9 protein-coding genes and 1 pseudogene are annotated in these 13,692 nt (G+C 71.6%); 5 read left to right on the forward strand and 5 right to left on the reverse strand.

The features are described from left to right. Positions 1–145: 145 nt before the first annotated feature. Positions 146–685: a formaldehyde-activating enzyme gene (gene fae, locus ACPCJR_RS19345; RefSeq protein WP_110350532.1), complete on the reverse strand. Its 540-nt coding sequence runs from the start codon at positions 683–685 to the stop codon at positions 146–148. A gap of 186 nt (positions 686–871) precedes the next feature. Here fae and ACPCJR_RS19350 point away from each other — a divergent pair, with 186 nt between their 5' ends. Further along, entirely contained in the window at positions 872–1,105 is a 234-nt protein-coding gene (locus ACPCJR_RS19350) for a hypothetical protein (RefSeq protein WP_391514209.1), read from the forward strand. Here ACPCJR_RS19350 and ACPCJR_RS19355 read toward each other — a convergent pair whose 3' ends face one another. Continuing rightward, on the reverse strand, positions 1,106–1,552 hold the full coding sequence (locus ACPCJR_RS19355) for a hypothetical protein (RefSeq protein ID WP_110350530.1): 447 nt from the start codon (positions 1,550–1,552) through the stop codon (positions 1,106–1,108). It lies immediately after the preceding gene. 206 nt (positions 1,553–1,758) lie between these two features. Here ACPCJR_RS19355 and ACPCJR_RS19360 point away from each other — a divergent pair. The 4 genes and pseudogenes from ACPCJR_RS19360 (at position 1,759) to ACPCJR_RS19375 (ending at position 6,915) form a co-directional block, all read left to right on the forward strand. Then, positions 1,759–2,643 (forward strand): annotated as a pseudogene (locus ACPCJR_RS19360) (alpha/beta fold hydrolase). Positions 2,644–3,109: 466 nt separating this feature from the next. Continuing rightward, positions 3,110–4,090 carry a sulfurtransferase gene (locus tag ACPCJR_RS19365; RefSeq protein ID WP_391514207.1) on the forward strand — a complete coding sequence of 327 codons (981 nt, stop codon included), beginning with the start codon at positions 3,110–3,112 and terminating at the stop codon, positions 4,088–4,090. Positions 4,091–4,151: 61 nt separating this feature from the next. Continuing rightward, positions 4,152–5,336: a YeeE/YedE family protein gene (locus tag ACPCJR_RS19370; RefSeq protein WP_391514205.1), complete on the forward strand. Its 1,185-nt coding sequence runs from the start codon at positions 4,152–4,154 to the stop codon at positions 5,334–5,336. Between the two features lie 154 nt (positions 5,337–5,490). Continuing rightward, positions 5,491–6,915: a carbohydrate porin gene (locus ACPCJR_RS19375; protein ID WP_391514358.1), complete on the forward strand. Its 1,425-nt coding sequence runs from the start codon at positions 5,491–5,493 to the stop codon at positions 6,913–6,915. A 26-nt stretch (positions 6,916–6,941) separates the two neighbouring features. On the opposite strand, the gene ACPCJR_RS19380 is transcribed toward ACPCJR_RS19375, so the two are convergent. The 3 genes from ACPCJR_RS19380 to ACPCJR_RS19390 all read right to left on the reverse strand — a co-directional run bounded on the left by ACPCJR_RS19380 (position 6,942) and on the right by ACPCJR_RS19390 (position 13,531). Then, complete coding sequence (locus ACPCJR_RS19380; RefSeq protein WP_391514203.1) at positions 6,942–9,842, reverse strand: PAS domain S-box protein; 2,901 nt, start codon at positions 9,840–9,842, stop codon at positions 6,942–6,944. Between the two features lie 91 nt (positions 9,843–9,933). Beyond that, positions 9,934–11,295, reverse strand: coding sequence for an amidohydrolase (locus ACPCJR_RS19385; RefSeq protein WP_391514201.1), 1,362 nt, complete (start codon positions 11,293–11,295; stop codon positions 9,934–9,936). 145 nt (positions 11,296–11,440) lie between these two features. After that, the gene (locus ACPCJR_RS19390) at positions 11,441–13,531 is read right to left on the reverse strand and encodes a hypothetical protein (RefSeq protein WP_391514199.1); all 2,091 of its coding nucleotides are present in this window, start codon (positions 13,529–13,531) and stop codon (positions 11,441–11,443) included. Positions 13,532–13,692: the final 161 nt, after the last annotated feature.

Below are 13,692 nucleotides of genomic sequence, written 5' to 3' on the forward strand. Positions count from 1 at the left end.
TTCCTTGAGCGGAATTTGGAAGCCGAGGATCAACCCTCTCCCCGCACGTGGGGAGAGGGGGCAAGTCGCACGTCCCGAAGCGATCGACCGGCGACCGTCCGAACGCCGTCGAGCGGAACGCGGCCCGAGCCGCGTTGGGAAAAACTCAGTACTCGATGATGTCCTCGAGCGCGTAGTGCTTCACCGTCTTGCGGTTGGCGATCAGCTCGTCGATCGTCGGCTCGCCGCGCATCGCCCGGCCGATGGCGAGCTTCGTCGCCTCGTAGTTGGTGCGGTAGAGATCCTTGCGGTCGAGGTTCTCGTCCTTGCCGCAGCGCTCGTCGAGCCAGATCGTGATGATCATGCAGAGCTCGTCGAGGCCGTCCTTGGGCAGGATGCCCTCGATCACGCAATCGACGATGGCGTCGCCCGTGGCCGCCTGAACCACGCCGCCGAGCAGCTCGGCGTATTCGGCCGTGTGGATCGTGACCTTGGTGGTCATGATCGTGGAGGGGCGCACGAGCTGGTTGAGGTCGCGCACCACGAACATGCGGGTGTGGCCCTGCACTTGGCCGAGCATGCCGGCGAAGGCGTGGCCCACGGGGCCGCGGGTGGAGCCGATCAGCACCTCCGGCATCGCGTCGGTGAATTGCCCCTCGGCGGCGAGCACCGTCGCCTCCCCGGTGCGGAACCAGATCTCGGACATGTTCCTCGTCCCCGTTCGGTGTGTTGGAAGAGATTTTCCGCCCCGCGGGCGGCTGGCGCGCAGACATCATCCCTGGTCGCGCCCGTCAATCGCCCGTCCCCGCACGCCCGTCCGGGCCGCGCCCCTGGTCTGCGGCGGCGAAACCGTTCATGTCAGGGGCGAACGGGACCAGCGAGGATCGAGGCGATGAGCGAGCCCGGCACAGGCGGGGCAACGGGGCCTGAGCGGAGCTGGAGCCTGTCCGCCCGGGCGGAGGGCGAGGGCGTGCGCCTGGAACTGGGCCTGCCCGACCTCGACGGCCGCCCGGTCACCGCGATCCTCAGCCTCGACCGAGGCGAGGCCCGCGCCTTCGCCCGGGCGCTGCTGGCCGCGGCGGGCGATGCCACGGAGCGGACCTTCGTAGGCCCCGCGGAGCCTTGATCAGCGCTGCAGGCGTCGTCCCGGCAGGCGCGGCACCTGCGTGCCGCGGGGCTCGACCGGCGCATCGCAGGCATAGGCGAACTCGGTCTGCAGGTCGCTGAACACGGTCTCGCCGGTGATCTTGCAATCCTCGCGCACGGTCTCGTCGAGATAGGTGCGCGCCGCCGTGCGGAAGCGCGCGGCCCGGGTCTCGGCGGGCGGACGTCCCGCGCCGACCTTGCCGACGTCGCAGCCCGTCACCTCGCGCAGGGCGTTCGAGACCACGAGAACTCGGCGGCGCTGGCGGTTGTCGTAGATCTCGTAGGGCTCGTTGCAGCCGATCGTGACGACCTGCGGCACTTGGCTGACGTAGGTCTGGGAGATGTAGCCGAAGCCGGTGCAGCCCGAGACGGAGAGGCCGGCACCCAGCGCGAGCGGGAGCGCGAGTCGCCGAACTGTCGTCGCCATCTGCCGCCTCATGCGCGCCTTCCCCCGCGAACGGCAGGATCGGGCGCATTGAAACAGCTGAGCTTGCCCGGTCAAGCCGCGCGCCCGAACTTGTCGCCGCCGTGGTTTCGCGGTGGCGGCCCCGCACGACCTCGTCGTCGCCGCCCCGGAACGGCCCACCGGGGCCGCCCCGTTGCCCCGGCGGCGCAGCGACGGGGGCGAGGGCGATGGCGGAGATCCGGCACGAGAGCGTGAGCGCGAACGGCGTGCAGCTGCACTTCGCCCGGGCCGGGAGCGGCCGGCCCCTGGTGCTGCTGCACGGCTGGCCGGAATTCTAGCTGACCTGGGAGCCGGTGATGCAGCGGCTGGCCGACCGCTTCAGCCTGATCGCCCCGGACCTGCGCGGCTTCGGCGCCAGCGAGAAACCCGATCCCGGCCCGTCCGACCAGGCCGGCCCCGAGGTGCACGCCGCCGACATCCTGGGCCTTCTCGACGCCCTCGGGATCGAGCGGGCGGGCCTCGTCGGTCACGATGTCGGCGCCTCCGTCGGGCAAGCGCTCGGGCGCTCGGCCCCGGATCGGCTCACCGGCCTGTTCTTCTTCGATTGCCCCTATCCCGGCATCGGCCCGCGGCTCGCCCGGCCGGAGATGCTGGCCGAGATCTGGTACCAGTCCTTCCACCTCAAGCCCTTCGCGGCGGACGTGGTCGGCGCCAGCCGCGCGAGCTGCCGCGCCTATATCGGCCACTTCCTGCGCCACTGGGCCGGCGGCAACCCGGCCGCCTTCGACGACGTGCTGGAGGCCTTCACCGACAACTTCCTGGCACCCGGAAACCTGCAGGGCGGCTTCAACTGGTACCTGAGCCAGCGGGAGAGCCGGCTCGCCATGCTGCGGGGCGAAGCGCCGGCTCTGCCGCCGATCGCGGTGCCGACGGGCATCCGCTGGGGCACGCAGGACCCGCTGTTTCCCTACGCCTGGACCGACCACCTCGGCGAAACCTTCTCCGATCTCGACCTCGCCCCGTTCGAAGGTGCCGGACACTTTCCCCACCGGGAACGGCCGGACGCCGCAGCGGGGATGATCGCGGATTTCTTCGCGCGGATCGGAGGCTGACACGGCTCTCGTTCGATCCGGGTCGGCGCGCCCTCGTCATCGCGAGCGTCAGCGAAGCGATCCCATGGCGCGACCGTGCCGGGCAGCGCCCTGGATTGCTTCGGCTCTGCCTCGCGATCACGGGCCAGGTCCGCACCACCCGAGCGCATCGGCCGGATTTCGCTCGAAATCGACCGCACGTTCGAAGGCACAAGATAATCCTTCATGTTCGAGCGGCAGTGGCGGGAGCGATCCCACCGCCAGCACGAAATAAACGGATCATTATTCCGTTGACCCGACGCGTTCGGCACGGCGACATTGAGGTGCGGTCCGGCCTCGACGGCGCCGATCCGGAACGGTCCCCCGAACGGGACCGGTTTCCGGCGAGCGAAAGCGACGGCGGACCTGCCCCAACCCTCCTGAATACGTCTCCCCGGAGCTTTCGCGGCTCCGGACGACCTCGGCCGCCCAATCCGGAGCCTGTCCCGTGCTGTGCAAATCCGCTCTCCTGCTCGCCGTCGCCGCAGGCCTCCTCGCACCGACGGGGCTGTCCGCCGCGCCGGACCCGGCCTCCAAGCCGCCCAAGGACGGCGCGACCAAGCCGGACGCGACCCAGGAAAGCCCCCTCGTCTCGACCGAGTGGCTGGAGAAGAACCTCGATGCCAAGAACCTTCGGATCGTCGAGGTCAGCGTCGAGCCGGGCGTGTTCGAGCGCGGCCACATCCCGGGCGCCCAGAACGTCGCGTGGCACACCGATCTCGTCGAGACCGTGAGCCGCGACATCGCCGGACCGGAGAAGTTCACCGCACTCGCCCGCCGCCTCGGCCTCGACCGGGACACCACCGTGGTGCTCTACGGCGACAACAACAACTGGTTCGCCGCCTGGGGCGTCTGGGTGCTCGCCCAGTACGGTCTCGTCGACAACGTCAAGCTGCTCGACGGTGGCCGCAAGAAGTGGGAGGCCGAGAAGCGCCCCCTCGACACCCGCATCGCCGAGGTCGCGCGGTCGAGCTTCACCGCGCAGGCGCCCTCGCCGAAGCTGCGCGCTCGCTTCGCGGACGTGCTGGCGGTGGCCAAGAAGGAGCGCGACGAGCAGATCCTCGACATCCGCTCCCCCGACGAGTTCAGCGGCAAGGTCATCGCCCCGGCCGGCATCCAGGAACTCGCGATCCGCGCCGGCCACATCCCGGGCTCGGTCAACATCCCCTGGGCCAAGGCGGTGAACCCGGACGGCACCCTCAAGTCGAAGGAGGAGCTGAAGGCCCTCTACGCGGCGGCCGGAATCGACGGCTCGAAGCCGATCATCACCTCCTGCCGCATCGGCGAGCGCTCCAGCCATTCCTGGTTCGTCCTGAGCCGCATCCTCGGCTACGACGCGCGCAACTACGACGGCTCCTGGACCGAGTACGGCAACGCGGTGGGCGTGCCGGTGGTCAACCTCGCCGGCACCGTCTGGGGCGGCAAATGACCGGGAGCCAAAAGTGACCGGGAGCCATCCGGGGGAGGCGCTGCCTCTCCCACCGCGAAGCGTGAGCGCGCCCGGAGCCGGGCGCGCTCTTCCCGTCCGGGCAGCGCTGTCCGGCCTGATCGCCGCGGGACTCGCGGCGGCGGCCTGGCGCCTTTCGGGCGAGCCCGGCGGGGCGCGTCTCGCCCTGTCGCTCGTCTTCGGGGCGCTGTTCGGCTTCGTGCTCCAGCGCAGTCGGTTCTGCTTCTACTGCCAGTGGCGCGATCTCTTGGTCGAGGGCGACCCGCGGGGGATGCTCGGCATCCTGGCGGCCTTGGCGGCGGGCGTCGCGGGCTACGCCGTGGTGCTCGGCGCCTGGATGCCGGACCCGTCCGGCACGCGCCTGCCGCCGGACGCGCATATCGGACCGGTCGGACCGGTTCTGATCCTGGCCGGCCTCGCCTTCGGAGCCGGCATGGCGCTCTCGGGCTCCTGCATCAGCGCCCATCTCTACCGCCTCGGCGAGGGCTCGCCGACGGCGCCCTTCGCGCTTCTCGGCACCGGGCTCGGCTTCGTCCTCGGGTTCCTGAGCTGGAACCCGCTCTACCTCGCCAGCGTCTCCGAGGCCCCCGTGCTCTGGCTGCCGCGCCATCTCGGCTACGGGCTGAGCCTCGCGCTCTCGCTGGCGCTCCTCGCCGCCCTGGCCTGGCCGCTGCTGCGCCGCTTGCCGGCACCGCAACCGCGGGCCTCGCACGCTCCGCTCCACGCCGTGTTCGTGGCGCGCTGGCCGGTCTGGCTCGGGGGGCTGTCGGTCGGGGCGCTGGGAACGCTGGCCTATCTGCGGGTCGGCCCGCTCGGCGTCACCGCGGAGATCGGCGGACGCTCCCGGCAGGCGGCGGGCGCGCTCGGCTTGCTGCCGGATCGGCTGGAGGGACTCGACAGCTTCCGCGGCTGCGCCACCGCCCTGCGCGACGCGATCCTCACGCCCAACGGCCTCTTCATCGGCGGCCTCGTGCTGGCCGCTCTGGCCGCCGCGCTTCTCGCCGGCCAGTTCCGTCCCGCCCTGCCGACGCGCGGGCAGGTCGTGCGCGGCCTTGCCGGCGGCGTGCTGCTCGGCTGGGGCGCGATGACGGGGCTCGGCTGCAGCGTCGGCACGCTCCTCTCCGGCATCATGGCCGGCGCCGTCTCGGGCTGGGTGTTCGGCCTCGCGATGTTCGCAGGCGCCGCAGGGACGCTGTGGGCCGGGCGCAGGGCGGGCGTGCTGGCTTAGTGCAGGAGGGTTTCGAAGCCTCTGGCCGAGCTTGCGCGGACACCGTAATCTCCGGTCGAACAGGCTTGGCCCTACGGGAACACCCTTCTTGTCCCGCCGCACCGTCCCAGGCGTCTCGCGAGGTTCAGGCGTCCTGCCCGGCGCGCTCGCCCTGATGCTCCTCGGCTCCGTGCCGGCCGGCGCCGAGCCGACCGGGCGGCCGGTCTTCGAGGGTGCGGGCGGCGATCCGCGGATCTCGGTGTCACAGCCGGAATCGACGAGCCAAGCCTCGGGCGGCTACGTGCGCTCGATCGAACCTTCGCTCGGGCCCCTCGGCGACCCGTTCGGCCTCAGGCCCGTGCTGAAGGCGCAGGGCATCGAGTACAGCCTGACCTACATCGCCGAGACGCTCGGCAACGCCTTCGGCGGCATCCGCCGGGGGGCGATCGTCGAGGACCGCCTGAACCTGCGGCTCAACCTCGATCTGCGGCGGCTCGCGGGCTGGGACGGCGCGACGGTCCACGCCAACGCCTACTTCATCCACGGCACCGGCCTGTCGCGCTCCTACGTCGGCAACCTGCTCACGGCGAGCGTGATCGAGGCTCTGCCCGCCTCGCGCCTCTACGTGCTCTGGCTCGACCAGCAGCTCTTCGACGGCACGCTGGGCTTGAGGATCGGCCAGCAGGCGGCCGATACCGAGTTCTTCGTCAGCCAGACCGCGACCCTGTTCGTGAACGCGACCTTCGGCTGGCCGGCGATCACCGGACTCGATCTGCCGAGCGGCGGCCCGGCCTATCCGCTCGCCTCCCCCGCGATCCGCGCCAAATACGTGCCGGGCAACGGCTTCTCGCTCCAGGTCGGCCTCTACGACGGCGACCCGGCGGGCGCCAACCGCCCGGGCGAGGACCCGGAGGCGCAGCGTACGAACCGCACCGGCACCAACTTCCGCACGCGCGATCCGGCCCTCGTCGTGGCCGAGGCGACCTACGCCTTCAACACGCAGGAGGGCGCGAAGGCGCTGCCCGGCGACATCACGCTGGGCGGCTGGCAGCATTTCGGCCGCTTCGAATCCCTGCGCATCGACGACACCGGCCTGCCGCTGGCCGACCCGAATTCGACGGGCATCGGCCGACGCCTGCGCGGCAATGCCGGGATCTACGCGGTCTACGACCAGACGCTCTACCGGGAATCCGGCAAGGACGACGAGGGCCTCGGCTTCTTCCTGCGGGCGGCGTGGTCGCCGACCCGCTCCAGCCTCGTCTCCGCCTATCTCGACACGGGCCTCGCCTATAAGGGCCTGTTCGAGGGCCGCGACGACGACACGGTCGGGATCAGCCTCGCCCATGCCCGCCTCTCCGACGACGCGCGCCGGGCCGATACAGACACCATCGCCTATACCGGCATGCCGATGCCGCGGCGGCGGGCGGAAACGGTGATCGAGGCCACCTATCAGGCGGTGGTGGTGCCGGGCTTCACCGTGCAGCCGGACGTGCAGCTGATCCTGCATCCGGGCGGCGGGATCGCCAATCCGCGCGACCCGCAGGGCCGCCGCGTGCGCAATGCCGGCGTGCTGGGCCTGCGCGCGACGGTCCAGTACTGACGCGAGGCCCCTGCCGGGACGGCATCTTACCCCCGCGAAATGATCTCGCGGATGCGCAGGCCCAGCGTCTCCACCACGAAAGGCTTGGTCAGCACCGCCATGCCGGGCTCGAGATGGCCGTTGCCGACCGCCGCGTTCTCGGCATAGCCCGTGATGAACAGCACCTTGAGTTCGGGGCGCGAGACCCGGGCCGCGTCGGCCATCTGGCGCCCGTTCATGCCGCCGGGCAGGCCGACATCGCTGATGAGCAGGTCGATGCGCACGTCCGATTGCAGCACCTGGAGACCGGAGGCGCTGTCGGCGGCCTCGATCGCGGTGTAGCCGAGGTCTTCCAGCACCTCCGTCACCAGCATCCGCACGGTCGGCTCGTCGTCGACCACGAGCACCGTCTCGCCCTGCCGGGCACGGGGGGCGTCGACCAGCGGGCCGAGGAGATCGGGCTCCACGGCCTCGCCGTGGTAGCGGGGCAGGTAGAGGCAGACCGTCGTACCCTGGCCGATCTCGGAATAGATCCGCACCTGCCCGCCCGACTGCTTGGCGAAACCGTAGATCATCGAGAGGCCGAGCCCCGTGCCCTGGCCGGTGGGCTTGGTGGTAAAGAACGGGTCGAAGGCCTTGGCGATCACGTCCGGGCTCATGCCGGTGCCGGTGTCGGTCACGCAGAGCGAAAGGTACTGGCCCGGCGGCATGTCGTGCAGGCGGGCGGCGGGGGCGTCGAGGCGCTTGTTGGCGGTCTCGATGGTGATGCGCCCCCCGTCCGGCATGGCGTCGCGGGCGTTGATGCAGAGGTTCAGCAAGGCGTTCTCGAGCTGCGGCGGGTCCACCAGCGAGGGCCAGAGCCCGGCCGCGCCCACCACTTCCAGGGTGATCGCCGGGCCGACCGTGCGGCGGATCAGCTCCTCCATGCCGGTCACCAGCCGGTTCACGTCGGTGGGCTTGGGGTCCAGCGTCTGGCGGCGGGAGAAGGCCAGCAGCCGGTGGGTGAGCGCCGCGGCGCGCTTGGCCGCCCCCTGCGCGGCGCTCATGTAGCGGTCGACATCCTTGAGCCGGCCCTGGGCGATGCGGGTCTGCATCAGTTCCAGGCTGCCCGAGATGCCGGCGAGCAGGTTGTTGAAGTCGTGGGCGAGCCCGCCGGTGAGCTGGCCCACCGCCTCCATCTTCTGCGCCTGGCGCAGGGCCTCCTCGGCCTCGACCAACGCCCGTGCCTGCTCCTTGACCGCGGTCACGTCGCGCACCGAGGCGTAGATCAGGCCCCCGCGCGGCACGGTGTTCCACGAGAACCAGCGGTAGCCGCCGTCGCGGGTGCGGTAGCGGTTCTCGAAACCGAGCTGCATCTCCCCGCGGGCGAGCCCGTCGGCGGCGGCGAGCGTCAGCGCCCGGTCCTCGGGGTGGACGAAGGCGAGGAAGGGCTCGGCCGTCAATTCGGCCTCGCTCCAGCCGAGCGTGGCGCTCCAGGCGGGATTGAGGCTGACGAAACGTCCCTCGAGATTGGCCACGGCCAGGAGGTCGCTGGAGGCCTGCCAGATCTGGTCGCGCTCGGCCGTGCGCGCGGCGACCTGCTCCTCCAGCGTCTCGGTGAGCCGGCGCAGGAGCACGATCGCCCGGTCGCGCTCCGCCTCGACGGCGCGGCGCTCCTCCACGTCGATGAGCACGCCGGGAAAGCTGAGCGGCGTGCCGTCGGGGCCGTGATCGACCCGGCCGTTGGCCTCGATCCAGTAATACTGCCCGTCCGCCCGCCGGACCCGGTAGGGGTGGGCGTAGGCGCCGCCGCGGGCGATGGCCGCATCGATCGCCTCCGCCAGCCCCGCCTTGTCGTCGGGATGGACCGTCTCGACCACCTGGGCGAGGCTCAAACCCTCGCGGCCGAGCGCCGGATCGAGGCCGAAGGCGCGGGCGAAGGCCTCGTCGACGGTGAAGCGGTCGGTGGGCAGGTCCCAGAACCACGTGCCGATGATCGCACCGGCCGAGAGGGCGAGCTGGACCCGCTCGGCATTGACGCGGGCCAGCGCCTCGCTCTCCCGCAGCCGCCGCTCGACCTCGACCCGCTCGGTCACGTCGAGTTCGGCCACCACGCCGCCGACGATGTTCCCGGCGCGGTCGCGGATCGGCGCGGCGTTGTTGAGGAACAGACGGCGCCCGCCGCCGTCGAAGCGCTCGATCTCCACGAGTTCGCCGCGCACGGTCTCGCCGTTGAGGAGGGCGCGGGCCATGCCCCATTCCTCGGCGCGCAGGCGCGCGCCGGTCTCGGGCCAGTAGCCGACCCAATCGCCGTAGCCCTCCCAGCTCCCGGTTTCCGGCGGGATGCCCCAGATCTCGCGGTTGGCGGCGTTGTCGCGCACGATCCGCCCGTCCGCGTCGGCGATGATCACGCCGACCGGCAGCCCTTCCAGGGTCGCGGCCAGGAGCGACTCGCTGCGGCGCAGGGCCGCCTCGCCCTCCCGCTGAAGCGCCTCGGTGCGGACGCGCTTGGTCGTCTCGTTGGTGAAGATGAACAGGCCGGCGATGCGGCCCTCGCCGTCGAGCACCCGCGAGTAGGAGAAGCTCCACCACGTCTGCGCCTCGCCCCGGTCGGTGGCCAGCGTCCAGGGCAGATCCTCGAAGCGGCGGCTCCTTCCGGCGAAGGCGTCGTCGATGATGGGCTTGGCCTGATCCCAGGCGTCGGCCCAGACCCGGTCGAAGCGCTCGCCCATGGCCCAGGACAGGCGCGGCCCCAGCAGCGGGAAGTAGGTGTCGTTGAAGAAGAAGGTCAGATCCGGCCCCCAGGCCAGGATCATGCTCTCGGGGGAGTTCAGCACGAGGCTGAGCGCCGTGCGCAGGGATTCGGGCCAGGTCTCGGGCTGCCCGAGCGGATGATCCGTCCAGTCGCGCTCGGCGATCATGCGGGCGGCCTCGCCGCCGCCGGCCAGGAACGGGAGGGATTCGGTCATCGGGCCGGGATTGCACAGCTCGCGCCCGGCCACCAGGGTTTGGGGTCACATCCGGGTTCGGAACGCAGACCGATCCGGCCGGCGCTCGCTTTCAGCGCGCGCGCGACCCTGCCCCGGCGGGGGCCAGCCAAGCGCCGGCCGCCGCGAGCATCGTCTCGACGCCGGCGCGCAGGGTCGGGTTCAGGACCGGGGCGTATTGGGGCGAGTGGTTCGACGGAATCTCGTTCAGGGTCCCGGCCCGCTCCGCCTCGGCGTAGAGCTTCGGGTCGGTCCCGCCGACGAACCAGAACACGGACGGCACGCTCCAGGCGCGCGCCAGCACCGTGAAGTCCTCGCTCGCGGCCGCGTTGCCGGCAGGTTGCACCCGCTCCGCCCCGAGGCGCTGCCGCAAGGCCTCCGTCACCCGCTCGGTGGCGTCCTCGTCGTTCACCGTCAGGGGGAACTGCCCCAGCATGGTGATGACGGGCGGTTTCGGGGCGCCCGAGATCGTCGCCTCGCCCTCGACCACCCGCTTCACCGAGGAGAGCACCTGATCGCGCACGCGATCGTCGAAGGTGCGGATGTTGAGCTGGAGCTCGGCCTGATCCGGGATGATGTTGGCACTCGTGCCGGCCTGCATCGACCCGACCGTGACCACCGCGCCGTCGGTCATGGCGACCTCGCGCGAGACGATGGTCTGGAGCCGCATCACCGTGGCGGCGGCCATCACGACGGGATCCACGGTCGATTCCGGCCCGGAGCCGTGCCCGCCGCGCCCGTACAGCGTCACCTTGAGGCTGTCGCTGCGGGAGAGGACGGGACCGCTCTTCAGGCGGACCTGCCCGGCGGGGAACGGCAGCACGTGCTGCCCCAGCACCACGTCGGGCTTCGGGAAGCGCTGCGCGAGGCCGTCATCGACCATCGCCTGGGCGCCCTCGCCGATCTCCTCGCCCGGCTGGAACACAGCCATCACCGTCCCGCGCCAGCCGTCACGGTGGGCGGCCAGGATCTGCGTCGCGCCCATCAGCCAGGTCACGTGAAGGTCGTGCCCGCAGGAATGGGCGACCGCCGTCTCCCGGCCGGATGCGGGATCGGTCCCCTTGCGCGTGCTGGCGTAGGGAAGGCCGGTCTCCTCCTTCATCGGCAGGGCGTCCAAGTCCGCGCGCAGCAGCACGGTCGGCCCCTCGCCGTTGCGCAGCAGGCCGACGACGCCCGTGCCGCCGACGCCCTCCGTCACCTCGAACCCCTGGTCCTTGAGCCATTTCGCGGCGATGCCGGCCGTCCGCCGCTCCTGCATCGATAGCTCCGGATTGGCGTGCAGATCCTCGTAGATGCGCGTCAGCGTCGCGAGCTGCTCTTCCGTCGGCCCGGGCAGCGCCTTGGGTCCGGGCTCGGCCCACGCCGGGCCGACGAGAGCCGACAGGGACACGAGGACGGCCAGGGCCGGTCCGGGTCGGGATCTGCGGGATGCCATCGTGTCGTTCCCGTGCCCGCCGCGGGCCGCCATTGGGGTCGATCGGCCCTGCGGGCCTGGAACGCATCCCGCCAGCGGCCGCCTATCGACAAGCGAACGTCCACCTGGGACGGAGGTTGCGGCCCCCTTCGAACGGGCGGCAGCGCTACGCCGCGCGCCCGCGCCGCCCCTCCACCAGCCACATCGCCAGCACCGCCGCGGCGAGCGCGGCGAGCGCCCACAGGCCGATGCCGAGCGGATAGACCTCGACGCCGCGCACCGTGGCGCTGTCGCTCGGGCGGAAGCCGATCCAGTCGGCGCCGCCCAAGCGACCGCCGCGGGTGATCTGGAGGCGCGGCACCTCGATGCCGCCGCCCGAGGCCGCGACCCGGCGGATCGTGCCGCCGGAGCCCTCGGCCACGCCCTTCAACCGCTCGGTGTCGCTGAACACGTCGGCGAGTTCGCGCGGGTTGGCCGGGCCGACGCTGACGAAGGCCACGAGATTGCCCGAGCGGATGGTGTGGAGCCCGAGCTGCTCGGCCTCGAAGGTCGCGCTGAACAGGCCGGTCTCCGCCTTCGTCAGGCCGAGCTCACGCTCCTTGCCCGTCGGGCCGGTGACCGTGACGGGTCCGGCCTCCTCGGCCATGGTCTGGCGCTCGACCCGCACCTCGCGGCCTCGCCCCGTGGTCTGGGCGCGAAGAGCCTCCTCTTCGAGGGCCGGCTCCTTCATCAGCCAGTGGGCGAGGCGCCGCAGCAGGTCGAGATAGGGGCCGCCCTGCCCGTAGCCGCGGGCCCAGAGCCAGGCCTGATCGGACAGCATCAGGGCCACCCGGCCCTTCTCCTCGCGGGAAAGGGCCAAGAGCGGCAGGCCGTTGGCGCCGGACAAGATGGGTTGAACGCCGGCCCGGGTCTGGGCCGAGACGATGCGCAGCCAGTCGCCCCAGGCCGGCGGGTTCGTCTCGGAGCCCGGCAGCGCCCGGGTGACGGGGTGGCGATGTCCGGTCTCGGTGAGCGTCGCCTTAAAGGGCTGCTCGACCACCTTCATCGAGGGATCGCCCGGCAGGATCGAGGCGAGCCGGGTGCGGGCAAGGCTCGCGGGGCCGGCGAATTCCGGCCCGGCGGCGATGAGCAGCGCCCCGCCCTCGCGGACGTAGCGGGCGATGTTGTCGAAATAGGCCGACGGCAGCACGCTCTGGTTGGCGTAGCGGTCGAAGATGATGAGGTCGAAATCCTTGATCTTCTGGACGAACAGCTCGCGGGTCGGGAAGGCGATCAGCGAGAGTTCGGAGATCGGCGTGCCGTCCTGCTTCTCCGGCGGCCGCAGGATCGTGAAGTGGACGAGATCGACGGAGGCGTCCGACTTCAGAAGGTTGCGCCAGGTGCGCTCGCCCTGATGCGGCTCGCCGGAGACGAGCAGCACGCGCAGCTTCTCGCGGATGCCCTCGATGGGGAGCACCGCGCGGTTGTTCACCGTGGTCAGCTCGCCCGGCAGCGGCTCGACCTCGATCTCGACCACGTTCGGGCCGCCATGCTCGATATGCGTGGTGAGCGAGAACGGCACGCCGGTGGCGATGCTCTGCCGGTCGATCTCCTCGCCGTCGCGGCGCACGGTGACGACGGCCGTGCCGGTGCCGCCGCGCTCCATCACCTCGCCGCGCAAGGTCACGTCCCGGCCGACGATGCCGAAGCGGGGGGCTTCCAGCATCTTGATCTGGCGGTCGCGCTCATCGGGGCGGCCGGTGACGAGGACGTGGAGCGGCGCCTTCAGCCCCAGCGTCGCCAGGGCGGCGGGGATGTCGTGCACCACGCCGTCGGTCAGCATCACCACGCCGGCGATCCGCTCCGGCGGCACGTCGGCCAGCGCCTGGGTCAGCGCGGTGAACAGCTTGGTGCCGTCGTCGCCCTCCGCCCCTTGCGCGTCGCCCGCCTCGATGAAGCGGGGCTCGATGTTGGCCAGCGTGCCGAAGCGGCGTTCCAGCTCGGCCTTGACCGCGTCGGTCATGGCCGGACGCTCGCCTAAGCTTTGCGAGCCGGAGCGGTCGACGACGATGGCGGCGACGTCCTTCACCGGGTCGCGATCCTCGCGCACGAGCGAGGGGTTGGCGAGCGCCAGGACGACGAGGCCGAGCGCGACCGCCCGCAGCAGCGCCGTGCGCCCGCGGGCGAGCACCGCGACGACGGCGAGGATGGCGGCGAGCACGCCGAACCCGGCGAGCACCGGCCAGGGGACGAGGGGGGTGAAGCTGAGGCTCAGCATGGGCTAGGGCCTCCTTTATTGCGCGAGAATTCCCTCTCCCCTCCGCGGGAGACGGTGGCCCCCGAAGGGGGTCGGGTGAGGGGTGCGCCGTTTCCGGAAAGACCTGAGCCGACCCCTCTCCCGCCCTGCATCCGCAGGGCACCCTCCCCCGCGGAGGGGGG

Origin of the sequence: Methylobacterium sp. NPDC097929 (assembly GCF_049543375.1) — a bacterium.
Classification (GTDB): Bacteria; Pseudomonadota; Alphaproteobacteria; order Rhizobiales; family Beijerinckiaceae; genus Methylobacterium.

Coding starts and splice junctions, on each gene's coding strand:
- fae (WP_110350532.1), bottom strand. CDS start 685: ATGTCCGAGATCTGGTTCCGCACCGGGGAGGCGACGGTGCTCGCCGCC.
- ACPCJR_RS19350 (WP_391514209.1), top strand. CDS start 872: ATGAGCGAGCCCGGCACAGGCGGGGCAACGGGGCCTGAGCGGAGCTGG.
- ACPCJR_RS19355 (WP_110350530.1), bottom strand. CDS start 1,552: ATGGCGACGACAGTTCGGCGACTCGCGCTCCCGCTCGCGCTGGGTGCC.
- ACPCJR_RS19375 (WP_391514358.1), top strand. CDS start 5,491: ATGCTCCTCGGCTCCGTGCCGGCCGGCGCCGAGCCGACCGGGCGGCCG.
- ACPCJR_RS19380 (WP_391514203.1), bottom strand. CDS start 9,842: ATGACCGAATCCCTCCCGTTCCTGGCCGGCGGCGGCGAGGCCGCCCGC.
- ACPCJR_RS19385 (WP_391514201.1), bottom strand. CDS start 11,295: ATGGCATCCCGCAGATCCCGACCCGGACCGGCCCTGGCCGTCCTCGTG.
- ACPCJR_RS19390 (WP_391514199.1), bottom strand. CDS start 13,531: ATGCTGAGCCTCAGCTTCACCCCCCTCGTCCCCTGGCCGGTGCTCGCC.